At 68.7% G+C, this 24,277-nt stretch carries 24 protein-coding genes; 7 read left to right on the top strand and 17 right to left on the bottom strand.

What is annotated here, in order from left to right; genetic code table 11:
- Window positions 1-10: 10 nt before the first annotated feature.
- Window positions 11-931, bottom strand: a complete 921-nt coding sequence (miaA, locus tag MVF96_RS10805; protein WP_247451974.1) for a tRNA (adenosine(37)-N6)-dimethylallyltransferase MiaA — start codon at window positions 929-931, stop codon at window positions 11-13.
- A complete protein-coding gene (locus MVF96_RS10800; RefSeq protein ID WP_247451973.1) occupies window positions 928-1,695 on the bottom strand; it encodes a class III extradiol ring-cleavage dioxygenase family protein in 768 nt (255 codons plus the stop codon). The genes miaA and MVF96_RS10800 overlap by 4 nt, the downstream gene beginning before the upstream one ends.
- 298 nt (window positions 1,696-1,993) lie before the next feature.
- Between MVF96_RS10800 and MVF96_RS10795 the strand changes: the two genes are divergently transcribed.
- A complete protein-coding gene (locus MVF96_RS10795; protein ID WP_226513123.1) occupies window positions 1,994-3,361 on the top strand; it encodes a DUF349 domain-containing protein in 1,368 nt (455 codons plus the stop codon).
- Window positions 3,362-3,381: 20 nt separating this feature from the next.
- Here MVF96_RS10795 and MVF96_RS10790 read toward each other — a convergent pair whose 3' ends face one another.
- Both MVF96_RS10790 and miaB read right to left on the bottom strand, forming a co-directional pair.
- Complete coding sequence (locus MVF96_RS10790; protein ID WP_078112298.1) at window positions 3,382-4,017, bottom strand: Rv2732c family membrane protein; 636 nt, start codon at window positions 4,015-4,017, stop codon at window positions 3,382-3,384.
- A gap of 21 nt (window positions 4,018-4,038) precedes the next feature.
- Window positions 4,039-5,571 (bottom strand): tRNA (N6-isopentenyl adenosine(37)-C2)-methylthiotransferase MiaB, encoded by a 1,533-nt coding sequence (gene miaB / locus MVF96_RS10785; protein ID WP_247452092.1) that lies wholly within the window; start codon window positions 5,569-5,571, stop codon window positions 4,039-4,041.
- Window positions 5,572-5,705: 134 nt separating this feature from the next.
- Here miaB and MVF96_RS10780 point away from each other — a divergent pair, with 134 nt between their 5' ends.
- The 4 genes from MVF96_RS10780 to MVF96_RS10765 are packed head-to-tail and all read left to right on the top strand — an operon-like array spanning window position 5,706 to window position 9,023.
- The gene (locus MVF96_RS10780; RefSeq protein ID WP_171011537.1) at window positions 5,706-6,434 is read left to right on the top strand and encodes an amino acid ABC transporter ATP-binding protein; all 729 of its coding nucleotides are present in this window, start codon (window positions 5,706-5,708) and stop codon (window positions 6,432-6,434) included.
- 1 nt (window position 6,435) lies between these two features.
- Window positions 6,436-7,443: a glutamate ABC transporter substrate-binding protein gene (locus MVF96_RS10775; RefSeq protein WP_247451972.1), complete on the top strand. Its 1,008-nt coding sequence runs from the start codon at window positions 6,436-6,438 to the stop codon at window positions 7,441-7,443.
- Window positions 7,444-7,458: 15 nt separating this feature from the next.
- Window positions 7,459-8,136 (top strand): amino acid ABC transporter permease, encoded by a 678-nt coding sequence (locus tag MVF96_RS10770; protein ID WP_058250184.1) that lies wholly within the window; start codon window positions 7,459-7,461, stop codon window positions 8,134-8,136.
- Window positions 8,133-9,023, top strand: a complete 891-nt coding sequence (locus MVF96_RS10765; protein WP_137808711.1) for an amino acid ABC transporter permease — start codon at window positions 8,133-8,135, stop codon at window positions 9,021-9,023. The genes MVF96_RS10770 and MVF96_RS10765 overlap by 4 nt, the downstream gene beginning before the upstream one ends.
- A gap of 28 nt (window positions 9,024-9,051) precedes the next feature.
- Here MVF96_RS10765 and MVF96_RS10760 read toward each other — a convergent pair whose 3' ends face one another.
- The 7 genes from MVF96_RS10760 to pgsA form a co-directional block, all read right to left on the bottom strand.
- Window positions 9,052-9,600, bottom strand: a complete 549-nt coding sequence (locus MVF96_RS10760) for a regulatory protein RecX (RefSeq protein ID WP_058250182.1) — start codon at window positions 9,598-9,600, stop codon at window positions 9,052-9,054.
- Between the two features lie 25 nt (window positions 9,601-9,625).
- On the bottom strand, window positions 9,626-10,669 hold the full coding sequence (recA, locus tag MVF96_RS10755; RefSeq protein WP_006866461.1) for a recombinase RecA: 1,044 nt from the start codon (window positions 10,667-10,669) through the stop codon (window positions 9,626-9,628).
- Window positions 10,670-10,866: 197 nt separating this feature from the next.
- Window positions 10,867-11,061 (bottom strand): DUF3046 domain-containing protein, encoded by a 195-nt coding sequence (locus tag MVF96_RS10750; RefSeq protein WP_058250181.1) that lies wholly within the window; start codon window positions 11,059-11,061, stop codon window positions 10,867-10,869.
- Entirely contained in the window at window positions 11,052-12,254 is a 1,203-nt protein-coding gene (locus tag MVF96_RS10745; protein ID WP_159371894.1) for a glycosyltransferase, read from the bottom strand. Before MVF96_RS10745 ends, MVF96_RS10750 begins: the two co-directional genes overlap by 10 nt.
- A gap of 29 nt (window positions 12,255-12,283) precedes the next feature.
- A complete protein-coding gene (pspA, locus tag MVF96_RS10740; protein WP_058250180.1) occupies window positions 12,284-13,099 on the bottom strand; it encodes a phage shock protein PspA in 816 nt (271 codons plus the stop codon).
- 95 nt (window positions 13,100-13,194) lie between these two features.
- A complete protein-coding gene (locus MVF96_RS10735) occupies window positions 13,195-13,566 on the bottom strand; it encodes a helix-turn-helix domain-containing protein (RefSeq protein ID WP_058250179.1) in 372 nt (123 codons plus the stop codon).
- 174 nt (window positions 13,567-13,740) lie between these two features.
- Window positions 13,741-14,442, bottom strand: coding sequence for a CDP-diacylglycerol--glycerol-3-phosphate 3-phosphatidyltransferase (pgsA, locus tag MVF96_RS10730; RefSeq protein WP_065628926.1), 702 nt, complete (start codon window positions 14,440-14,442; stop codon window positions 13,741-13,743).
- 131 nt (window positions 14,443-14,573) lie between these two features.
- Here pgsA and MVF96_RS10725 point away from each other — a divergent pair, with 131 nt between their 5' ends.
- Both MVF96_RS10725 and MVF96_RS10720 read left to right on the top strand, forming a co-directional pair.
- On the top strand, window positions 14,574-15,089 hold the full coding sequence (locus tag MVF96_RS10725; RefSeq protein ID WP_159370670.1) for an amino-acid N-acetyltransferase: 516 nt from the start codon (window positions 14,574-14,576) through the stop codon (window positions 15,087-15,089).
- A gap of 2 nt (window positions 15,090-15,091) precedes the next feature.
- A complete protein-coding gene (locus MVF96_RS10720; protein ID WP_068969879.1) occupies window positions 15,092-15,376 on the top strand; it encodes a YciI family protein in 285 nt (94 codons plus the stop codon).
- 40 nt (window positions 15,377-15,416) lie between these two features.
- Here the strand turns inward: MVF96_RS10720 and MVF96_RS10715 are convergent, their stop codons facing one another.
- The 6 genes from MVF96_RS10715 to thyX all read right to left on the bottom strand — a co-directional run bounded on the left by MVF96_RS10715 (window position 15,417) and on the right by thyX (window position 24,146).
- Window positions 15,417-16,457, bottom strand: coding sequence for a TerC family protein (locus MVF96_RS10715; RefSeq protein ID WP_159370669.1), 1,041 nt, complete (start codon window positions 16,455-16,457; stop codon window positions 15,417-15,419).
- Between the two features lie 219 nt (window positions 16,458-16,676).
- Window positions 16,677-19,658 carry an FtsK/SpoIIIE family DNA translocase gene (locus tag MVF96_RS10710; protein ID WP_238995067.1) on the bottom strand — a complete coding sequence of 994 codons (2,982 nt, stop codon included), beginning with the start codon at window positions 19,656-19,658 and terminating at the stop codon, window positions 16,677-16,679.
- A gap of 79 nt (window positions 19,659-19,737) precedes the next feature.
- A complete protein-coding gene (locus MVF96_RS10705; protein ID WP_058250173.1) occupies window positions 19,738-20,370 on the bottom strand; it encodes a TIGR03085 family metal-binding protein in 633 nt (210 codons plus the stop codon).
- Between the two features lie 46 nt (window positions 20,371-20,416).
- Window positions 20,417-22,450: a ribonuclease J gene (locus MVF96_RS10700; RefSeq protein WP_065628930.1), complete on the bottom strand. Its 2,034-nt coding sequence runs from the start codon at window positions 22,448-22,450 to the stop codon at window positions 20,417-20,419.
- Entirely contained in the window at window positions 22,450-23,355 is a 906-nt protein-coding gene (dapA, locus tag MVF96_RS10695; RefSeq protein ID WP_159370667.1) for a 4-hydroxy-tetrahydrodipicolinate synthase, read from the bottom strand. The genes MVF96_RS10700 and dapA overlap by 1 nt, the downstream gene beginning before the upstream one ends.
- A gap of 38 nt (window positions 23,356-23,393) precedes the next feature.
- Window positions 23,394-24,146 (bottom strand): FAD-dependent thymidylate synthase, encoded by a 753-nt coding sequence (gene thyX, locus MVF96_RS10690; RefSeq protein WP_065628932.1) that lies wholly within the window; start codon window positions 24,144-24,146, stop codon window positions 23,394-23,396.
- Window positions 24,147-24,277: the final 131 nt, after the last annotated feature.

Here is a 24,277-nt window from a genome sequence, read left to right as displayed (position 1 = left end):
GGATCACAGCCTACGGGGAAGGCGCGTCGACGATGCGCAGCGCTCGGTCGAGCAGATCGGGTGCGGCGGCGTCGAGCCACTGCGCCCGGTGATCGCGGCGGAACCACGAGCGCTGCCGACGGACATAACGCCGGGTGCCGATGAAGGTCAGCTCCTCGGCCTGCGCGAGGTCGTACTCGCCGTCGAGCGCCGCGAGGACCTGTTTGTAACCGATCGCCTGCGACGCGGTGCGTCCCTCTCGCAGGCCGCGGGAACAGAGGTCCTCCACCTCGTCGACGAGGCCCTGCTCGAACATCGCTCTCGTCCGACGGCGGATCCGATCGTCGAGTTCCTCGGTGTCCCGGTCGAGGGCGAGGATGATCGTGCCCCAGCGCGGTTCGCCGATGGTGGGCTGCGACGCGGCGAAGGGTGCACCGGTCAGCTCGACCACCTCCAGCGCCCGCACGATACGGCGACCGTCGGTGGCCAGGATGGTCGACGCCGCGGCCGGGTCGACCTCCGCGAGCAGCCGGTGCAACTCGCCCACTCCGCGCTCGTCGAGCAGATCCTCGTAACGCCGGCGGACCTGCGGGTCGGTGGCCGGGAACTGCCAGTCGTCGAGGAGTCCCTGGACGTACATCATCGATCCCCCGACGATCACCGGGACCCGACCCGCGGCGCGCAACCGGTCGACGTCGGCCCGCGCGGCCTGCTGATAGCGCGCGACCGTCGCCACCTCGGTCACGTCGAGCACGTCGAGTTGGTGATGCGGGATGCCGCGGCGTTCGTCGGGCGGGAGCTTGGCCGTCCCGACGTCCATGCCGCGGTACTGCTGCATCGCGTCGATGTTGACGATCTCGCCGCCGAGCCGTTCGGCGAGGTCGAGGGCCAGATCGGACTTGCCGCCGGCAGTGGGTCCGACAACAGCGATCGGGGTGGGCGGCGCGGTCATCGGGCGTGCTCGCCGTCGTCGACGGTCCAGGTCGCGACCACGTAACCCACGCCGAAGGGCGCGTCGGCGAAGTCGGGTACCGCCCGGACCGACCGTTCCCCGACGAGGCCGGCCGCCACCTGCCACGCGACCCGGCCGCCGACGCCCTCGGCATCGCACTTCGCAGGGTCGAGTGCCATCAGCGTGTCCGTGTCCGCCGATCCGAGCGCGGCCACGATCGCGTCGTTCAGCGCCACCGCCGATTCCCGACGCCCCCCGCCGGGGGCCTTGTCGGTCAGCGCCGTCGACCCGTCCCCCACCACCAGGACCCCGACGGCGTCCGAGCCCTCGTCGAGACGGGCGGCCAGCCGGGTACCCACCGCGACGCACTCCGCGGGCGGCGTGGCGGAACCGACGCTGCACACGCTCAGCGGACCCAGCGACATCCGCTCGGCGATCCACCCGGCGATCAGCGCCGACAGACTCATCCGGGGCAGCGGGTCGGTGACCGCGACATCGGCGATAGCAACATCGGTGATCGCGGAGTCGATCGTGACCGGGACGTCCACGCCGAACCGCGCGAAGGTGCCGCGCAAGGGCTCGCCCACGAGGCCAGCGGTCGACCCGTCGGCGGTTCCGATCGCCACCCAGCGGTCGACGCCGAGCGCGCCCGCGACCGCGTCGAGAGCTGCGCGCCGCACCGGCTCGGTGTCGGAGGCGGCCGGTCCGGCCAACTCGGGGACGAGCAGCGGGGCACTCGGAACGAAGACGACGGCCGCAAGCACACCACGACGCTAGTCGACCACACGAGGCCCGCTCGCTCCGCTCCCGGCGCCGGTGACATTCGGCCCGCTCGCTCCGCTCCCGGCGCCGGTGACATTCGGCCCGCTCGCTCCGCTCCCGGCGCCGGTTACCCCGCGCCGCGACCCACCAACTCGGCACGGACGCCACATCGACGGGCCTGAACTGCTTGAATGGAACGGTACTTGTCGGCGATCGCGGGCGTAGGATGCCCGGCGAGAACCGACTCCAGCGACCGGCAGCCGTGACGCGCGGCACCACTGAGCGGCAGGACACGTGCACATGAGCAACCCGACCGAATCGGCTTCCGAACCCCAGCAGGCACCCGCCGGGCAGGACACACCGAAGCCGGGACCCAAGCCGGGACCCCGGCCCAAGCCCGGACCCCGCCCAGGCATCGCGTCCGAACCGGTCGTCACGCATCTCGTCACCGGCGATCCGCACCGCTTCGGTCGTATCGACGAGTCGGGTGTCGTGTGGCTCAAGACCGACAAGGGCGAACGCGAGATCGGTTCGTGGCAGGCCGGCACGGTCGAGGAGGGGCTTGCGCACTTCGGACGCCGGTTCGACGACCTCGCCACCGAGGTCGAGATCCTCGAGGAACGGCTCACCGCCCGCTCGGGAGACCCGCGTAAGGCCCAGCAAGCCGCCAAGCACCTGCTCGACGAGTTGCCCAACGCGCATGTGATCGGTGACGTCGCCGCGCTGCAGCGCCGCCTCGAGGCCATCGTCGGCAGCGCCGACGAGGTCGCCGAGACCATCCGCGCCGAGCGCGAGAAGACCCGGTCGGAGGCCATCGCGCGCAAGGAGGTCCTCGCCGCCGAGGCCGAGCAGATCGGCGCCGACGCGACCAACTGGAAGAGCGCGGGCGACCGGCTGCGCGAGATCCTGGACGAGTGGAAGTCCATCAAGGGCGTCGACCGCAAGACCGACGACGCGCTGTGGAAGCGGTACGCCAAAGCGCGCGACGCCTTCAATCGCCGGCGAGGTGCGCACTTCGCCGAACTCGACCGCGAGCGCGCCGGTGCGAAGGAACGCAAGGAAGCACTCATCGCCCGCGCCGAGGAGCTGTCCGGCTCCACCGACTGGGGTCCGACGTCGGCCAAGTTCCGGGAACTGCTCGGTGAGTGGAAGGCGGCCGGCCGCGCCCCGCGGGACACCGACGAGGCCCTCTGGCAGCGGTTCAAGGCCGCACAGGACGTCTTCTTCGGCGCCCGCAACGCGGCGTCGTCGGAACGCGACGCGGAATTCTCCGCGAACGCGACCGCCAAGGTCGCCCTGCTCGATGCCGCCGAGAAGGCCATCGACCCGGCCGCCGATCTCGACGCGGCCCGCCGCGAGTTCCGGTCGTTCCGCGATCAGTGGGACGAACTGGGCAAGGTCCCGCGCGATCAGATGCACAGCCTGGAGGCCCGCGCGCGGGCCCTGGAGAAGCGCATCCGCGACGCCGAGGACGCTCAGTGGCAACGGACCGATCCCGAGGCACTGGCGCGGGCGGCGCAATTCGCCGATCGCGCAGCGCAACTCGAGGACCAGGCACGCAAGGCGGCCGAACGCGGAAAGGACCGCGACGCCGCGAAGTTGCGCGATCAGGCTGCGCAGTGGCGCGAGTGGGCCGCCGCCGCGGAGAGTGCCGTCACCGACCGCTGAGTCCGGTCGGGCCGGCCGGATCAGTCCTCGTTCGGGTTCTTGCGGTACAGCGCTGCGGCGTAGGCCTCCTGCTCGGCGGCCTGCCGGCGCCGCTCGTCCTCGAGCGCGAGCTGATAGGAGCTCCGCGCCCACACGACGCGGGACCAGTGGAACGTGAGCACGAAGACCGCGATCCAGCCCAGCACAAGGCCGATGCCGACGCCCGACGGCGGCTCGACGCCACCGACGCCCGGCGTGTTCCGCGACCACCACGCCAGCATCCCGGCGACGCACGCGATGGCGCACCCGCACAGCGCGATCCACGCCAGGAACCACCGGCGGGTGAGCAGCGCGAGCATGGAGACGACGATGCCGAAGATCGTCACCAGGTAGACGAAGATCCTCGACACGATCGTGACGCGCTCGGCGGCCGCCTCGGGCGTGAAGGTGAGGACCTCGAGCCCGGTGACGGATCCCGTGTGCGGCAACACCATCGACACCATGGCGAGGACGACGGCCACGGCGACGACGACCGCGCGCGCACCCGGGTCGATCTCGCCGGCCACCCGCCGTTCCGCCTTGCGCAGGTCGTTCTCGTACTGCTCGAACGCGGCCTTCTCGGACGCAGAGCTGCCGGACGCCTCGTTGTCGGACGCCGAATTCTCGGACATGGTCATCGCCTCACTTCGTGATGGTGGTCAGCTGCCGCAGCCACTGCCGCAGCCGGCGTCGGCCGGGACGGCGGCGGGGGCACCGAACCCCGGCAGCCCGAGCCCGACGCCGACGGGCGCGGTGGTGGGGGTACGGCTCTGTTCGTGCGCGTCGCCGGCGCGGGTGCGACGGTGCGCGAGAACGCCGGAATCGGCGATCAGATGGTGTGGTGCAGCTGCGGTGAGCTGCGTGTGCACGACGTCACCCGGGCGGATCCCCGACGCCGTTCCGGGCGCGAAGTGCACCAGGCGGCCGTCCCGGGCGCGGCCGGTCATGCGCTGGGTCTTCGCCGACTTGCGCCCCTCGTCGGCGACCACGAGCAACTCCACCTCGGTCCCGACCAGCGCCTCGTTCTCGGCCAGGCAGATCCGCTCCTGCAGCGCGATGAGACGCCGGTAGCGATCGGCCACGACCTCGGGCGGCACCTGATCGGCCATCGTCGCGGCGGGCGTGCCGGGGCGGGGCGAGTACTGGAAGGTGAACGCGCTCGAGAAGCGGGCGCGCTCGACGACGTCCAGGGTGGCCTCGAAGTCCTCCTCGGTCTCGCCGGGGAAGCCGACGATGATGTCGGTGGTGATCGCCGCATGCGGCATGGCCTCGCGGACCTTGTCGAGGATGCCCAGGAACTTGGTCTGCCGGTAGCTGCGGCGCATCGCGCGCAGGATGCGATCGGACCCCGACTGCAGCGGCATGTGCAGTTGCGGACACACATTCGGCGTCTGGGCCATCGCCTCGATCACGTCGTCGGTGAACTCGGCGGGGTGCGGTGAGGTGAACCGGACGCGTTCGAGCCCCTCGATGTCACCGCAGGCGCGCAGCAGTTCGGCGAAGGCGCCCCGGTTGCGGGGCTGATCGGGATCGGCGAAGGACATCCCGTAGGCGTTCACGTTCTGGCCCAGCAGAGTCACCTCGACGACACCCTGGTCGACGAGGGCCTGTACCTCGGCGAGCACCTCGCCCGGCCGGCGGTCGACCTCCTTGCCGCGCAGCGACGGCACGATGCAGAACGTGCAGGTGTTGTTGCACCCCACCGACACCGACACCCAGCCCGAGTAGGCGGAGTCGCGCTTGGCCGGCAGGGTCGACGGGAACCGCTCGAGCGCGTCGAGGATCTCCACCTGGGCGGCGTCGTTGTGGCGGGCACGATCGAGCAACGCGGGCAGCGACCCGATGTTGTGTGTGCCGAAGACGACGTCGACCCACGGTGCTCGGGACAGCACCGTGTCCTTGTCCTTCTGCGCGAGGCAGCCGCCGACGGCGATCTGCATGCCGGGCCGATCGGACTTGACCGGAGCGAGGTGGGACAGGTTGCCGTACAGCTTGTTGTCGGCGTTCTCCCGGATGGCGCAGGTGTTGAAGACGACGAGATCGGCGGGGTCGTCATCACCGGCGCGCACGTACCCGGCGTCCTCGAGCAGACCGGCGATGCGCTCGGAATCGTGGACGTTCATCTGGCAGCCGTAGGTACGGACCTGATAACTGCGCGCGGCGGGTGCTGCCTGCTCAGGCCGATCCGACAACTCGATACTCACCCCTACGAGGGTACGGGGCGCACGCAAATCGACTCCCACAGGACACCGTGTTCCACGTCGGCCGATAGGGTGCCCCAATGACCGTTTCGCCGAGTAAGTCCGCGGACCCAGGGTCCCAGCCGATGATCGCGATGCGCGGGGTGCAGAAACACTTCGGGTCGTTGCACGTCCTCAAGGACATCGATCTCGAGGTCCCCGCCGGTCAGGTCGTGGTGGTCCTCGGACCGTCGGGCTCGGGCAAGTCCACCCTCTGCCGCACGATCAATCGCCTCGAGCCGATCGACGGCGGCGAGATCCTGGTCGAGGGGCAGGTGCTGCCCGCCGAGGGCAAGGACCTCGCCAGGCTCCGCGCCGACGTCGGAATGGTCTTCCAGTCCTTCAACCTGTTCTCGCACAAGACGATCCTCGAGAATGTCACGCTCGCGCCGATCAAGGTGCGCAAGAAGAGCAAGGACGAGGCCGGCAAGCGCGCCCTCGAACTGCTCGAGCGCGTCGGCATCGCCAGCCAGAAGGACAAGTACCCCGCCCAGCTCTCCGGCGGCCAGCAGCAGCGCGTGGCCATCGCCCGGTCGCTGGCGATGAACCCGAAGATCATGTTGTTCGACGAGCCGACCTCGGCGCTCGACCCGGAGATGGTCAACGAGGTGCTCGACGTGATGGTGTCCCTCGCGAAAGAGGGCATGACGATGGTGGTCGTCACCCACGAGATGGGCTTCGCGCGCAAGGCCGCCGACCGCATCATCTTCATGGCCGACGGGGCGATCATCGAGGACTCCGATCCGGAGACGTTCTTCAGCAACCCGTCGACCGATCGCGCCCGGGACTTTCTCGGCAAGATCCTGGGGCACTGACATGACACAGCGAACCACCCGCCCGGTGCGGACCGCGGGCCTGGTCCTCGCGGTCGGCGCACTGCTCGCCACCGTGTTGTCCGCCTGCGGCAGCACCGAACCGCGCAACCTGCTCGACTCCATCCGCGAGGGCTCGGTCGTGCTGGGCGTCAAGTTCGACCAGCCCGGTCTCGGCCTCTACGAGCCGGACGGCAACGTCGAGGGATTCGACGCCTCGGTGTCGCGCTATGTCGTCAACCACATCGCCGACGACCTCGGAGTGCCGCATCCGGAGGTCACCTGGCGCGAGACCCCCTCGGCGCGCCGCGAGGCGATGATCGACAACGGTGAGGTCGACCTGATCGCGGCCACGTACTCGATCAACGCGGCGCGCTCGAAGAAGGTGTCCTTCGGCGGTCCCTATCTCGTCACGTACCAGGGTCTGATGGTGCGTGCCGACGACAACACGATCGACGAACTCGCCGACCTCGACAAGGGCAAGAAGCTCTGCTCGGTGACCGGCTCGACACCGGCGCAGAACGTCAAGGCACAGCTGCCCGCGGTCCAGTTGCAGGAGTACGACTCCTACTCGGCCTGCGTCGAGGCGCTGCGTCGCGACAAGGTCGACGCGGTGACCACCGACGAGGCGATCCTCGCCGGCTACTCCAACTTCTGGGAGGGCGAGTTCAAGCTCGTCGAGATGACCTACCTCAAGGACGCCTGCGTGAAGGATGCCCTGAAGACCGCGGGCAGTCCGTTCTCCACCGAGCGCTACGGCGTGGGGCTGGCTCTGGACGACACGGCGTCGCAGAACGCCGTCAACACGGCACTCGACGCGATGCTCGCGCCTTCCGTCGACGGCGAGTCGGCCTGGAACGCCGCGCTGCGCGAGGCGCTCGGCAATCCCTACGTGGACGAGATCATCGCCCGCGCCGACCGTCCGGACTCGAGGTTCCCCTACCTGCCCGATCCCGGCGACCTCGACTTCCTCGACTCGCCCTCCACACCGTGCCCGCCCGGGCTGCAGTGAGCGACGGAGCTACCGATGAATGACGTCTCTCTGTGGGAGAGCATGGGTCCAGAGCTGTGGCCCGCCTTCTGGGTGACCATCCAGCTGACCTTCTACTCGGCGATCGGCTCGCTGGTGTGGGGCACGATCCTCGCGGCCATGCGGGTCTCCCCGGTGCCGGTGATGCGCGGCTTCGCCGAGGTCTACGTGAACATCGTCCGCAACACGCCGCTGACACTCGTGGTGCTGTTCTGTGCGATCGGCCTGTACCAGAACCTGGGCCTGACCTTCGCGCCGACGATCGAGTCGAACAACTTCTGGCTCGCCGTCCTCGCCTTCGTGCTGTACACCTCGACGTTCGTCTGTGAGACGCTGCGCTCCGGCTTCAACACGGTCCCGCTCGGGCAGGCCGAAGCCGCTCGCTCCCTCGGCCTCTCGTTCACGCAGGTCTTCGGGGTCATCGTGCTGCCACAGGCGATCCGGTCGGTGATCGGTCCGCTGGGCAGCGTCCTGATCGCGCTCACCAAGAACACGACGGTCGCTTCGGTGATCGGCGTCGCCGAGGCGGCGGCTCTCATGAAGACCGAGATCGAGACCTACTCCGACCAGCTGTTCGTCATCTTCGGCGTCATCGCGGCGGGATTCATGATCATCACACTCAGCGAGGGTGCCGTCTTCGGCTACCTCGCCAAGCGACTGGCGGTGAAACGATGAGCGCTGACTCGACCGTCCTCTACGACGCCCCGGGACCACGCGCCCGCACCCGGAACCGCTTGCTGGCGATCGCGTTCATCGCGGTCCTGGCCGCGATCGCGATCTACGTGATCGCCGTCCTCGCCGCCAACGAACAGTTCACCGCCGAGAAGTGGTCGCCGTTCGTCACGTGGAGCACTTGGACCGGCTACATCCTGCCGGGCCTGTGGCGGACCCTCGCGGCCGCGGCGGTCTCGATCGTGCTGTCGCTGTTGCTCGGTGCGGTCCTCGGTATCGGCCGACTCTCCGATCACCTGTGGGTACGCACCATCGCAGGCCTGTTCGTCGAGGTGTTCCGCGCCATCCCGGTGCTGATCCTGATGGTCTTCACCTGGTTCCTGTTCGCGATCTACGGGATCTTCCCGTCGTCCTTCCTGGCGTTCGCGGCGGTGGTCACCGGACTCACCCTGTACAACGGGTCGGTCATGGCCGAGATCCTGCGATCCGGCATCAACTCACTGCCCAAGGGACAGACCGAGGCGTCGATGGCACTGGGTCTGCGCAAGAGCCAGATGATGCGCATCATCCTTCTGCCACAGGCGATCACGGCAATGATGCCGGCACTGATCTCGCAGATGGTCGTGGCGCTGAAGGACAGTGCGCTGGGCTACATCATCGGTTACTCCGAGGTGGTCCGCAGCGGCCTGCTCTCGGCGTCGCGCTACGGCAACTACATCCCGGCACTGATCGTCGTGGCCATCATCATGATCCTGATCAACTTCGGGCTCTCGACCTTCGCCACCAGCCTCGAACGCCGGCTCCGGCAGGGGCGCCGGTCGTCCGCACCGCCTGCGGATCCGGAGGAGACCGAACTCGCTGCTTCGGAGAACCTGCCGACCGGCAGGTGACACCCGCACGATCGTCGTGTGGGGGCGTTCAGCCGCTACGCAGCTCGCTGAGCGCCTCCCCCACGACGTCGAACGCCAGGGACTGGGAATAGCCGCGCCGCACCAGCATTCCGACGAGACGTCGCATCGCCTTGTCGCGTTCGGCGCGATCCTCGGCTATCCGGTCGACGACCGAGGGCGTGAGTTTGCGCACGACCAGACCCGACGCGATCTCACGTTCGTCGTCGGGGTCGATGTCGGCGAGGGCCTCGGCGATGATCGACTCGTCGATCCCCTTGGTGCGGAGCTCGTGTCGTAACGCGACGCGCCCCTTACCGGAGTTGAGGTGGCGGGATCGTACCCACTCGGAGGCGAACTCCTCGTCGTCGAGGAGGTTGTGTTGCTCCAGGCGCGCCATCACGTCGTCGACCGCCTCGGGTTCGAAACCCTTGCGCGTCAATCGCTCTCGCATCTCCTGGCGTGAACGCGCACGGACCCCGAGCAGTCGGAGCGCCGAGTCCCATGCACTGGGTCCCTTACGGTCGGGATCGTTGTCCCGCCGCGTGCGCGTCTGCCCGGGGTCCGTTGCCTCGCTCACGGTCTACCTGAACTCGCCTTCGATGTCAGAATTCGACTGGGGCGGGGGCGATGTCGTCGGCGTCGACGGTGGCGCCGATGCCCAGCTTCTCTTTGATCTTCTTCTCGATCTCGTCGCGGATGTCGACGTTCTCGAGCAGGAACTTGCGCGCGTTCTCCTTGCCCTGGCCGAGTTGATCGCCCTCGTAGGTGAACCACGAACCGGACTTGCGGATGAAGCCCTCCGCGACACCCATGTCGATCAGCGAGCCCTCCTTGCTGATGCCCTGGCCGTAGAGGATGTCGAACTCGGCCTGCTTGAACGGCGGTGCGACCTTGTTCTTGACGACCTTGACGCGTGTGCGGTTACCGACCGCGTCGGTCCCGTCCTTGAGGGTCTCGATCCGGCGGACGTCGAGGCGCACCGACGAGTAGAACTTCAGTGCCTTTCCGCCCGTGGTGGTCTCGGGCGAACCGAACATGACGCCGATCTTCTCGCGCAGCTGGTTGATGAAGATCGCGGTGGTCTTCGACTGGTTCAGCGCGGAGGTCATCTTCCGCAGGGCCTGGCTCATCAGGCGGGCCTGCAGACCGACGTGGCTGTCGCCCATCTCGCCCTCGATCTCGGCCTTGGGGACCAGCGCGGCCACCGAGTCGATGACCAGGATGTCGAGCGCGCCCGATCGGATCAGCATGTCCGCGATCTCGAGCGCCTGCTCACCGGTGTCGGGCTGGGACACCAGCAGCGCGTCGGTGTCGACGCCGAGTTTGGCGGCGTAGTCGGGATCGAGTGCGTGCTCGGCGTCGATGAACGCGGCGATGCCGCCCTGCGCCTGGGCGTTGGCGACGGCGTGCAGGGCGACGGTCGTCTTACCCGAGGACTCCGGACCGTAGATCTCCACGACGCGGCCGCGGGGCAGTCCGCCGATACCGAGGGCGACGTCGAGCGCGATGGACCCGGTGGGGATGATCTCGATCGGCTGACGGGTCTCCTCGCCGAGCCGCATCACCGAACCCTTGCCGAAGTTCTTGTCGATCTGCGCGAGGGCGAGGTCGAGAGCCTTCTCGCGGTCTTGGGGCGCAGGTGCCATGGGAGTTCTCCTCGGTTGTGAGCCGGATTTCCGGCGGGCGGTCTGTGCGGTCCGGGCGTTCATGTGATGAAAGTAGCCGGTGGGTCCGACAACTCTTCAGACGCAGACTCGGCCCGTGTGGTTCCGTCTGATTTCACCTCTGGGCACCAGGATGGACGAACACCTGTTCGATGGCAAGTGTGACACGCGGTGGCGTGTCACCAGCGATGGCGCGGTACGTCGAAGTCGCGACAGATCGCGATCCAGACGTCGCGCGGGTCGACCCCGTCGTCGATCGCCTGGGCACCCGTGCGTCCGCCGACCTCGATCAGGATGTGATCGGACAGGATCGAATCCGCCGACGGCACACCGAATTCGGTGGTCATCAACTCGGTGAACTCGGTCAGACGCACGGGTCCAGCCTAGGTGACGCCGCCAGGACGCGATGCGCGACCGCCACCGGGTCGACGACGTCGGTCACCGACTCCCCGATCGCACCCGCCGCGCGTGCATGTGCCGGATCGTCCAGGACGGCCCGCACGGCGTCGGCAACCGCGTCCGCGGTGACCGGACGCACCGCCTGCCCCGCGCCGGCTCGTCGGATCCGGGCGGCGAGCTCCCACTGGTCACCCCCACCGGGTACCGCGACGACCGGCACCGTCGCGAGCATCGCCTTCGCGAGGATCCCGTGCCCGGAGCCACAGATCAGCAGGTCGGCGTGCGCGAGCACCTCGTCCTGCCGGCCCGGCCCCGCCGTGATCAGTTCCCCGCGGAAGCGGGCGAGATCAGCCCCGTCGGGGTCTCGGAGCCCCGAGACCACCACCCGCACGGTCCGGCCCAGTGTGTCGGGCGACAGCGCTTCGAGAGCCTCGCCGAGCATGTCGGCGGCGCCGGTCTGCGCGGTCGACGGGGCGACGACGACGAGGGGGTGATCGCCGGGAGGCACGGTGAAGTGATCGTCGGTGGGCTCCCACACCAGGGGTCCGACGAGATGCGCGTCGGTCGGCCAGTCGGGGCGCGGGACCTCGAGGCCGGGAAGGGTGGCGATGAGTCGCGCCGCCGGTTCCGCGTCGACGTCACCCAGCCCGATCGTCCGCCGGGCAGCGTCCCGCTGCCGCACGCCCTGGCGGATCGACGACGCGGTGGCGGCGCGCATCAGCGTGTCGCGCAGCCGACCCCCGACGCCGCGACCCGGTTCGAGCCCGGACCCGATCGGCGGTAGTCCCCGGGACGGCCGGTACAGCGGATGCGGCGACAGCTCGATCCAGGGCAGTCCACACAGTTGAGCGGCCCAGCCCCCGCCCACGGTGATGACGTCGGAGATGACGAGTTGCGACCCGGCCGCACGCAGCGGCCCGACGAGCTGCTGGGCCATGCGCGCGGCGCGGGCACTCAGTTTGGCTCCGGCGTCGGAGTCGTCGTCGGAGTCCTCGGCGCGCAGCCCCGGGAGATCAGCGATGTCGATCCCCCGGCGGCGCGCGGCCTCCGACCATGCGAGGGAGGTGAACACGACCGGTGTGTCACCGGCGGAGCGGAACCGCTCGGCCAGCGCGAAAGCCGGGAAGGCATGCCCGGCGTCGGAGCCCGCGACGATCGCGACGCGCACGGGTTCGTCGTGCACGCGTGCGCGATCTGTCAGTTCTGCTGGGGCGGCTCGGTGGTCGGCGGCGCGGACTGGGTCGCCGGCTTCTGCAGACCCGGTGCGGTCGTCCCGGCGGCGGGCAGCGCGTCACCGCGCATGCTCGCGCGGATCTGTTCGAGACGAGAATGTCCGGCCATCTGCACGCCGGCCTGCTCGACCTCCTGCATGCGGCCCTGCACGGAGTTCTTGGCCAGCTCCGCCGAACCGAGCGCGTTCGCGTAGCGTCGTTCGATCTTGTCGCGGACCTGGTCGAGGCTCGGCGTGTTCCCGGGCACCGACAGCTCGCTCATCTGGTTGAGCGACGCCGAGACCTGCTCCTGCATCTTCGCCTGCTCGAGTTGACTGAGCAGCTTCGAACGCTCGGACAGCTTCTGCTGCAGGATCATCGCGTTGCGCTCGACGGCCTTCTTGGCCTGATCGGCCGCCTGGAGCGACTGGTCGTGCAAGGACTTGAGGTCCTCCACGCTCTGCTCGGCGGTCACCAGCTGGGCCGCGAACGCCTCGGCGGCGTTGGTGTACTCGGTCGCCTTCTGGGTGTCGCCGGCCGCGGCGGCCTGATCGGCCAGCGTCAGCGCCTGGCGGGTGTTCGCCTGCAGCCGCTCGACGTCCTCGAGTTGCCGGTTCAGCTTCATCTCGAGCTGCCGCTGGTTGCCGATCACCGAGGCCGCCTGCTGCGAGAGCGCCTGGTGCTGACGCTGGGCGTCCTCGATCGCCTGCTGGATCTGGACCTTCGGGTCAGCGTGCTCGTCGATCTTCGCGTTGCCGAGTGCTGTGAGGTAGCGCCACAACTTCACGAACGGGTTCGCCATGCTCGTCGTACTCCATTCAGGGGTCTGAGAACTCTGGTGACCAATCTAGCGTCTGCGAGTCCGGTGTTGAGTCGGTGTCGTTCAGACGGTGCGGGTCAGGCAGCCGCGAGAGCCGTGGCCTCCCGGCGACCGGCGGGAGCCGGGATCACGACCTTGGTCGCGGTCAGTCCGGCCTCGGTGGCTTCGACGCCGTCACCCATCGGCTCGGCGCCGACCACGACGGGTTCGGCACCGGCCGGACGCATTGCGCTGCCGACTTCGAGGAGCAGGTCGGCGATCTCGACGTCGAGCGCGTCGCAGATCGCGGCGAGCAGTTCGCTCGACGCCTCCTTCTGACCGCGTTCGACTTCCGAGAGGTAGCCCAGACTCACCCGCGCACCGGTGGACACCTCGCGCAGGGTCCGGCCCTGCTGCGTCCGGACCCGACGCAGGCTGTCGCCGAGCGCCTCGCGTAAGAGCATCGCCATCGAGTCTCCTCCCTACTGAACGTCTCGGCCCAACTGAACTGCTCGGCGCCCACCGAACCGGCGGCGCGCCTGCTGCCCTCCCCAACGCTTCGCGGTCCCGACGGGTTCCCCGCGGCACCGGCGGCGTCGGCACCCACGGTCGGGGCAGCACCGTCTGATCGACGATAGTCGAAGTCAGTGACCGCCGCCGGTTCCTCCCACAGCACGTCCGCGCGGTGCCACCGGCCGGGGTGCGGTCTCATCGCGATCGGACCGGACCTTGACCGCCTGCCAGGTGTAGTCCAGACCCGTGTAGATCGTCACCACCACCGCCAGTCCCATCAGGATGTCGGCGGCGAGCTGCCACGGTCCGCCGAGCGGGAGGAGGTACAGACCGATGGCGAGCGCCTGCAGCAGCGTCTTGAGCTTGCCGCCGCGGCTGGCCGGTATGACCTTGTGCCGCAACACCCAGAAACGCAGCGCCGTCACCCACACCTCGCGGGCGACGATCACCACGGTGACCCACCACGGCAGGATGCCGAGGATCGACAGCCCGACGAGGGCACCGCCGATCAGGGCCTTGTCCGCGATGGGGTCGGCCAGCTTCCCGAAGTCGGTGATCAGGCCGCGCTGCCGCGCGATCATCCCGTCGTACCGGTCGGTCAGCGCCGCGACCCCGAAGACGATCGTGGCGATCGTGCGCCACAGCGTCGACTCGCCCGACTCCATGAACAGCGCCACCAGGAACACCGGCACCAGGACGATCCGGAACACCGTGAGTGCGTTGGCGATGTTGACCACCGGCACCGGGTCCACCGGGTCGGTGATGTGGTCGGGCCCGCGGCCCACATTGGCGATGCCGTTCTCTTCGACGGCCCGCCGGATCCGGTCGGTCATGAGCTCGCTCCTGACCGCGGCGTCGTGCCGCAGTTCAGGGCAGTCCTCAAGTACACGCCCATCAGGGTATCGGCAGTCCCGAGGAACGACGTGCACAGGTCGCCCCATCGCAGAGACTAAGCTGAATTCCCATGTCCCCCGCCGATCACGTCGTCATCCGTCGTGCGCGCACCTCCGACGTCCCGCGGATCAAAGAACTGATCGACCAGTACGCCGGGAAAATCCTCCTCGAGAAGAACCTCGTCACGCTCTACGAGTCCGTCCAGGAGTTCTGGGTCGCCGACGTCGACGGCCTGGTCGTCGGTTGTGGTGCGCTGCATGTGCTCTGGGCCGATCTCGGCGAGGTCCGCACGGTCGCCGTCGACAACGCCCACGCCGGGCGCGGCATCGGCCACCTCCTCGTCGACCGGCTCATGGCGGTCGCCCGCGAACTGCAGCTCTCGCGCGTCTTCGTGCTCACGTTCGAGACGGCCTTCTTCGCGCGGCACGGTTTCGCCGAGATCCAGGGCACCCCGGTCACGCGCGAGGTGTTCGAGGAGATGTGCCGGTCCTATGACACCGGCGTCGCAGAGTTTCTCGACCTCAGTTATGTCAAACCCAACACCCTGGGCAACACCCGGATGCTGGCAACCATCGAGCAGGGGTGACCATGCCGTTCTTCGCCGTGCAGTACACCTATCGCCCCGCCAAGGCCGCCCTGCGGGATCAGCACCGGCCTTTGCACCGGGAGTGGCTCGCGGAAGAACACTCGGCGGGCAACGTGCTGATCGCCGGCCCCTATCCCGACGGGTCGGGCGCGCTCATCGTCATCCGCGCAGCCGACCTCGAGGCGGCCGAGGCATTCCTGGCCAACGACCCGTTCCAGGCGCATCAGGCCGTCGATGCCATCCGCATCGACGAGTGGACGCAGGTGTTCGGGCCGTTCCCGGGCTGATGCCACGTCCACCCGTCGGCGACGGGTGGACGTGGACGGGTCAGGAGTCCTTGGACTTCGGTGCCGGCGAGTCGGTCGTGTCGCCGGCGGATTCGACCTCCGGCGACTTCGCCATCCCGCGACTCTTGATCAGGCTGGCCACCGTGGTGATCACCAGGACACCGAGGATCACCGACAGCGACAGCCCGGTGGAGATCTCGGGGACCGCCACGTGCTCGCCACCGTTGATGAAGGACAGGGTGTTCTCGTGCAGGGCGTGGAGGACCAGCTTGACGCCGATGAAGGCCAAGATGATCGACAGGCCGATGGACAGGTACACCAGGCGGTCGAGCAGTCCGCCGATGAGGAAGAACAGCTGACGCAGACCCATCAGGGCGAACGCGTTGGCGGTGAAGACCAGGTAGGGCTCGGACGTGAGGCCGTAGATGGCCGGGATCGAGTCGAGCGCGAACAGCACGTCGGTGAAGCCGATGACGATGAGAACCATCAGCATCGGGGTCGCGAGGCGCTTGCCGTTGACGCGGGTGAACAGCTTGTCGCGGTCGTACGAGTCATGCGTGCGCAGGTAGCGCTTGACGAAGCGCTCGAGGCGCGTCTCGCGCTCCTCCTCGTGCTCGACCGGGTCGTCGCTCTCGCGGAGCAGCTTGACGGCGGTGAAGATCAGGAACGCGCCGAACAGGTAGAAGACCCAGCTGTAGGCGTTGATCGCGGCCGCACCGACGGCGATGAAGATGCCGCGCATGATGAGGGCCATCAAGATGCCGAGCAGCAGGACCTTCTGCTGGTACTCCTTGGGCACCGCGAACTTCGCCATGATGATGACGAAGACGAACAGGTTGTCCACAGACAGCGCCTTCTCGGTGACGTAACCGGCGAAGTACTCACCGCCGAAGGTCGAACCCCAGTTCCACCAGACGAACAGACCGAAGATGACGGCGAAAGCGATGTAGATCGCCGACCAGATGCCCGACTCCTTGAGCGACGGCGCGTGGGGCACGCGCACGTGGGTGAAGAAGTCGAACGCGAACAGGGCGAGGATCACCGCACAGGTGATCAGCCATACGGACAGCGAAACATCCACTTGTAACCTCCAGCAGGCAGCAAGAGCTGACGAGCCAGAGGTCTCTCCCACCGAACGGGGGCCGACGCTCCGGGTCAGGGCCGCGACGATGATCGGCATCGTTGCGAATCGTGACCGTATTGACGGAGACGCCGCTTTGGGGATACTCCCCTCATGGATCTCCGGCTACCTTATACAAACTGCAGGAAACCTGCAGAAACCGCAGGTCAGCGACCCGAGTCAGGTGCCGGAACTGTCCGTTTCGTCGCCGCCGCCGGTGATCGAGGCGATCACCCCCGCCAGATCGTGGGGCTTCACGAGCACCTCACGCGCCTTCGATCCCTCGCTGGGGCCGACCACTCCCCGCGTCTCCATCAGGTCCATGAGACGGCCGGCCTTGGCGAACCCGACCCGCAGCTTGCGCTGCAGCATCGACGTCGACCCGAACTGGCTCGACACGACCAGTTCGATCGCCTGCAGGAGATCGTCGAGGTCGTTGCCGATGTCGCTGTCGATGTCCTTTTTGTCGCCCGCCTTCGCCGCGGTGACACCCTCGGTGTACTCCGGCTCGGCCTGCTCCTTGGAGAAATCGACGACCGCGGCGATCTCCTCGTCGGTGATGTAGGCACCCTGCATGCGGATCGGCTTGTTGGCGCCCATCGGGAGGAACAGGCCGTCGCCCATGCCGATCAGCTTCTCGGCACCCGGCTGATCCAGGATGACGCGTGAGTCGGTCAGCGACGACGTCGCGAACGCCAGCCGCGACGGCACGTTGGTCTTGATCAGACCGGTGACGACATCGACCGACGGACGCTGCGTCGCGAGCACCAGATGGATGCCGGCGGCGCGCGCCTTCTGGGTGATCCGCACGATCGCGTCCTCGACGTCGCGGGGCGCGGTCATCATCAGGTCGGCGAGCTCGTCGACGATGGCCAAGATGTACGGATACGGCTTGTAGACGCGTTCGCTGCCCAGCGGGGCGGTGATGTCTCCCGACCGGACCTTCGAGTTGAAGTCGTCGATGTGGCGCACCCGCGAGGCCTTCATGTCCTGATAGCGCTGCTCCATCTCCTCGACGAGCCAGGCGAGTGCGGCAGCGGCCTTCTTCGGTTGCGTGATGATCGGCGTGATGAGGTGCGGGATTCCCTCGTACGGGGTGAGCTCGACCATCTTCGGGTCGATCAGGATCATCCGCACCTGCTCCGGCGTCGCACGGCTGAGCAGCGACACGAGCATGGAATTGACGAAGCTCGACTTGCCCGAGCCGGTCGACCCGGCGACCAGCAGGTGCGGCATCTTCGCCAGGTTGGCGCTGACGAAATCACCCTCGATGTCCTTGCCGAGCCCGATCACCAACGGATGCTTGTCCTTCCGGGTCGACGGCGAGTTCAGCACGTCGGCCAGGCGAACCATCTCACGGTCGGAGTTGGGGACCTCGATACCGACCGCGGACTTGCCGGGGATCGGCGCGAGCAGGCGCACGTTGTCCGTTGCCGCGGCGTAGGCGATGTTGCGTTGCAGCGCGGTGATCTTCTCGACCTTCACACCCGGGCCGAGTTCGATCTCGTATCGCGTGACGGTCGGCCCGCGGGTGTATCCGGTGACCGCGGCGTCGATCTTGAACTGCTCCAGCACGCCGGTCATCCGGTCGATCATGTCGTCGTTGGCGCTGCTGCCCATCTTCGGCGGATCGCCCTCGAGGAGAAGGTCGGCGGGCGGCAGGCGATAGTCCCCGTCCGCGGTGGGATCGGACGGGATGAACGCCTCGTCGTCCGACATCCCCTCGTCCGTCATCTCGTCGTCGAGATCGGGTTCGTGCCGGGGCTCCGGTTCGGGTGCGGGACGCGGCTCGGATCGCGCGGTGGCCCGCCGGGCCGGGGTGGCGCGGGTACGGGGGCTCGGCGCGATCACCTCGGTGACCTGCTGGTCGGCATCCGCGAAGTTCTCGGTGACGGCCTCCTCGAGCGGGGCGACGTCGGCGATGTCGGCGGGCTTGCGCCGCGACGTCCGTCCCGAGGTCCGCGCCGGCGCCGAATCCGGCGGGTAGTTGTCGTACGGGTTCGACGAGTACGGCCGACGCCGGGACCGCGACTCGAGCGCACCGGAGTCCCAGGGATCCGACTCGGCGCTGTCGGTCTCGGTATCGGGGTCGTCGAAATCCGGATCGTCGTAGTTCTCGGCGTCGGCATCCCACTCGTCGTCGTCCCAGGGCGCGTCGTCGCCTCGTCCGACGCCCAGCCCGAGGTAACCGGCGGCGGCGTCCACGACCTCGCGGACGGTTCGGCCGCTGAGGATGAGTACGCCGAATGCCATGCACAACAACAGGATCGGCACCGAGACCCACGCGGTGACACCCGCGGTCAACGGTGTGCCCACCGCGAAGCCGACGAACCCGGCCGCGCCGGACCGTCCGGGCAGGTCGACCGGCGCGCCGGCGACGAGGTGCATCAGACCGAGCAGCGGAAGGATCACCAGGAACCCACCCGACAGGTAGCGGCCGCGTCGCTCCGGGGCGGCCGGCCGTCGCATCAGGACCACTGCCAGCGCGAGGAGACCGACCGGCACGAGCACGGCCGCCGACCCGATGACCGCGCGGATGAGGGCCTCGATGAAGGCGCCCACCGGACCCGCCGCACCGAACCACACACTGGCGCCGACGAGCAGACCGAAGGCGAGGAGACCGAGTGCTGTCCCGTCCCGCCGATGGCTGTGACCGCCGGGCCGGGGTCGACCGTTGCCGTCGGACCCGTCGTCGAACTCCTCGAAGTCCGGGTCGGTGTCGTCGATGTCGTCGAACTCTCCGACGACTTCGGTGCGCGGTCCGCGGCCGACGCCCGAGCCCGCCCGGGCGGCGCTGCCGACGCCCCGCGCGAACAACGACCATCCGGCACCGATGCCCTTGCCCACCGCGGACGCCCCTGCCGCGGCGACGGAACGACGATGCAGGTCCACCGACTCCGCTGGTGCAGCGGACCGGGAACTCTTCCGCGATGCCCCGGCCTTCGACCTCGTCGAGGCACCGGCGCCCGTCTGACGACGCGAACCACCGCTCTTCGAACCGCCGCTCTTCGAACCGTCACCCGTCGAGCGGCGAGCGGCGGTCGAACTCCCTCGAGCCGAACTCGCCCGCCCCGAACCACCGCGAGCGGATCCACCGCGCGTGGAACCAGCAGCGCCGCGCGCGGAGGACGCGCGTGTACCCGTGCTTGCTTTCGAAGCCATACCGACAGACTAGTGGGCAGCGGTCACATCAGTCACACGGGCAACACAGACAACGAATGCGTGTCGAAGTTGTGATCGCTCAGAGGCCGCGCGAACTCTCGCGGACGCCCGTGATCGCGGCGGCGTCACCGGCGAATGTGACGTCGACCGGTGTACGGCCGAACGCGAACAGCACCAGCTCACCGACACGACCGGTCACGATGACGTCGTCACCCGATCCCGCCGTCACCAGATCCTCGCCGTCCGGGGTGCGCAGGGTCACGCGGGCCGGGACCTTCTTGAGCGTCATCCGGCCCATCGACTTGGCCGGCGTGCGCAACTCCGCCTCGAGTTCGGGGGCCAGCGACCGGGGCGTCCACGGCCCGTCGGGGTCGGCGCCGCCACGCAGGACGTCTTCGTGGTGGACGAACATCTCGGCCAGGTTGGCGAATCGGTCGACCAGCTTGAACGGCGAGTAGACCGGCGGCCCCGAGGCGAGCAACGCCAGTTGGGCATCCCAGTCCTTCGACGTCGCCTGGGCCCGCACCTTCTCGGTGTGGCCGGCGAAAGCCGGGATGAGGATGCCCGGCCCGGTGTCCGGGCGTCGTTCCCGGACCACGAGATGCGCCAACAGATCGCGGGTGGTCCAGCCCTCACACAAGGTGGGCGCGTCGGGGCCCACCTTTCGAAGGGTCTCGACGAGGGCTGCTCTTTCCTTCTGCGCTCCGGTCACACGACCACGGTAGCGACAACGCCGTGGTCTCGTTCCTCGACGCCGGTCAGTCCCCGACCGCGATGACCGTCGGCACGATCATCGGACGGCGACGATAGGCGGTCGACACCCAGCGCCCGACCGCACGGCGAATCCCCTGGGCGATCCGGTGCGTGTCGGAGACACCCTCGGCCGCCAGCGAATCCAGCGTCTGGTTGACGATGTCCGCCGCCTCCTTGAGCGCGTCCGGGTCGTCGGAGAAACCGCGTCCGGAGACCTCGGGTGTGCTCACCGCACGGCCCGTCGTCACGTCCACGGCGACGGTGATGGCGATGAAGCCACCCTCCCCCAGCACGAGCCGTTCGGAGAGCGTCGACTCCCCCACGTCGCCGACCGAGAGGCCGTCGACGTAGACGTGCCCGACCGGAACCCGTCCGACGATGTCGGCGCGACCGTCGACGAGGTCGACCACCACGCCGTCCTCGGCGAGGACGACCCGGTCCTCGGGCACACCGGTCGCTACCGCGAGCGCGGCGTTGGCGCGCAGGTGCCGCCATTCGCCGTGCACGGGCATCGCATTCGAGGGGCGCACCGCGTTGTAGAGGTAGAGCAGCTCACCGGCCGAGGCGTGGCCCGAGACATGGACCTTCGCACTCTGCTGGGTGATGACGGTCGCGCCGCGCTTGGCCAGCCCGTTGACGACGGCGAACACCGAGTTCTCGTTGCCGGGGATGAGCGAGGACGCCAGCACGACGAGGTCGTCGGCCCGGATGTTGATCTGCCGGTGCTCTCCGCGCGCCATCCGGGAGAGCGCGGACAGCGGCTCGCCCTGCGAGCCGGTGGAGATCAGCACGACGCGGTGGTCGGGCAGGGTTGCCGCGGTGTCGAGATCGACGACGACGCCGTCGGGTACCGAGAGGTAGCCGAGATCCTGCGCGATCTGCATGTTGCGCACCATCGAACGGCCGACGAAGGTGACCCGCCGATTGTGGGTGTGCGCCACGTCGATGATCTGCTGGATGCGATGGACGTGGCTCGCGAACGACGCCACGATGACCCTCTGTGTGGCCTTGCCGATGACCTGGTCGAGCACCCCGCCGATCTGACGTTCCGGGGTCACGAAACCGGGCACCTCGGCGTTGGTCGAGTCCACCAGGAACAGGTCGACGCCCTCATCGCCGAGGCGGCTGAACCCGGCGAGGTCGGTGAGCCGGCCGTCGAGGGGCAGCTGGTCGAGCTTGATGTCGCCGGTGTGCAGCACGACGCCGGCGGGGGTCCGGATCGCGACGGCCAGGGCGTCCGGGATCGAGTGGTTGACGGCGAAGTACTCGCACTCGAACGGGCCGTGCGAGGTCTTCTGACCTTCGACGACCTCGACGAGCTTGGGTCGCAGGCGATGCTCGCGACACTTGGCCTCGACCAGGGCGAGCGTGAACTTCGCGCCGATCACCGGGATGTCGCTGCGTAGCCGGAGCAGGAACGGCAGAGCGCCGATGTGGTCCTCGTGGCCGTGGGTCAGGATCACCGCGTCGACGTCGTCCATGCGGTCTTCGATGTAGCGGAAGTCCGGCAGGATCAGGTCGACGCCCGGCTGGGCGTCCTCGGGGAAGAGCACACCGCAGTCGACGATCAGCAGACGGCCGTTGTATTCGAAGACGGTCATGTTGCGGCCGATCTCGCCGATCCCGCCGAGCGCCACCACGCGCAGACCACCCTTGGGCAGTCGGCGGGGTGTGCCCAGTCGGTCGACAGGGGCCGGGGTTGCCGGTTCGGGCCGGCGGCCGCCGCGGGCGTCGCCGCGCTCGTGGCGGGGGCGACGGGTGTTCGACGCGGGACTCGCCGGACGCTTGGCCGCGTGCTTCGGCGAGTTCGCGTCGGACTTCGGTTCCGATGATCCGGTCCGCTCGGCTCGCGCGCGCCGGGGTTGCCGTGCCTTCGAGGTCACCTCGACGGGCTCGGCGGACGGGGTGGGCTCGGCGGGCGGGGTCGGCTCGGCGGGGGGCGGACTCGGCGGGCCGGCCTTGCGGGCGGCAGCCCGGCGTCGGGTCCGGGGGCGGACGGTGCCGGCGGTGTCGTTGCCGGTGGTGTCGTTGTCGGTCATCAGATCAGCACACCCGCCGCGCGCAGATCCACGATCAGTTCCTCGATCTGCGCCGGGTTCGCGGGCACCTGCGGCAGGCGCGGGTCGCCGACCTCCAGCCCGAGGATGCGCAGTGCCGCCTTCACCATCGTGACCCCGCCGAGGCGCCCCATGGCGTTGACCAGCGGCAGCATCGAGGTGTTGATCGCGCGGGCGGTCGGCAGATCGCCCTTCTCGACAGCGATCTGCATGTCGCGCAGGCGATCCGGGACGAGGTGGCCGATAACGCTGACATAACCGGTCGCGCCGATCGACAGCCACGGCAGGTTGAGTGCGTCCTCGCCGGACAGGTACTCCAGGCTGGTGCTGGCGATCAGGCCGGCCGCCGAGTGCAGGTCGCCCTTGGCGTCCTTCACCCCGCGGATGTTGGGGTGTTCGGCCAGGGCGAGCATCGTCTCGTTCATGATCGGGACCACCGATCGCGGCGGGATGTCGTAGAGCAGCACCGGCAGCGCGGTGGCGTCGGCGACGGTCCGAAAGTGCGCGAGGAGCCCGGCCTGCGGCGGCTTCGAGTAGTACGGGGTCACCACGAGGAGCGCGTGCGCACCGATCTTCTCGGACTCGATCGCGAACCGGACGCTCTCGGCGGTGTCGTAACTGCCTGCGCCCTGGGTGATCCGGGCCCGGTCGCCCACCGCGTCGAGGACCACCCGCAGCAACTCGAGCTTCTCCGGCACGGTGGTGGTCGGCGATTCACCGGTGGTGCCGGACACGACCAGCCCGTCACATCCCTTGGCGACCAGATGGTCGGCGAGGACGGCGGCCTTGTCCAGATCGAGGCTTCCGTCCGGGCGGAAGGGGGTGACCATCGCAACCACGTTCGTCCCGAAGGGATGCTCGTGCAGCGGTTCCTGGACTGCGTTCATGGTGCTCAAGGCTACCGCCTCCCTGTTGGTGACGATCCTCACCCTTCCAGCACGAATGGTGAGGTGGCGACCTCGGTCCCGTCGGCCAGGGTGCCGATCTCGAAATCGCCGAACACGGTGGGCGCCACCCGCATCAACTGGCGTAGACACTCCACCGCGAGCTGGCGGATCTCGACGTCGGCGTGCTCGGTGGCGCGCATGCCGACGAAGTGCCGCCAGGCGCGATGGTTGCCGGTGACGACGATCTTTGTCTCGGTGGCGTTCGGCAGTACGGAGCGAGCGGCCTGACGTGCCTGTTTCCGACGCAGGATGGCGTTGGGGACGTCGGCGAACTTCGCCTCCAGCGCCGCGAGGAGCTCGGTGTAGGCCGCCCGGCTCGCGTCGGTCGCCGCGGTGAAGAGGTCCTCGAGCTCCGGGTCGCCCACGATCGCCGGCGGCGCCACGACGTTGGAGTCGTGCTCGGGCACGAACCGCTGGGACAGTTGCGAGTACGAGAAGTGGCGGTGCCGGATCAGTTCGTGGGTGCACGAGCGGGAGATGCCGCTGATGTAGAACGTCACCGATGCGTGTTCGAGCAGCGACAGGTGCCCGACCTCGAGGATGTGCCGCAGGTAGCCGGCATTGGTGGCGGTACGCGGGTTCGGCTTGTCCCAGCTCTGGTAGCACGCCCGGCCGGCGAACTCGACCAACGCCTCACCGCCCTCGGCGTCGGTGCTCCACGGCACGTCTCCCGGCGGGGTGAACTGGGTCATCGCCACCATCTGCACCTTCAGCGGCACCAATTCGGACACGCATGTCTCCTGTCGTCCGTCGCGGCCACACGTCCGCGTGCCGCGCGGTATCCGATTCTCCCCCACCACGTGAGTACCGCACCGTCGGGCTCCGCCCGCGGTAGAGTCCCTGCAGGCGTGGGCGAGTACCC

This window comes from Gordonia hongkongensis (assembly GCF_023078355.1).
GTDB lineage: Bacteria > Actinomycetota > Actinomycetes > Mycobacteriales > Mycobacteriaceae > Gordonia > Gordonia hongkongensis.
The sequence above is the reverse complement of the archived record's forward strand: the minus strand, read 5'-3'. Positions and strand labels throughout refer to the sequence as shown.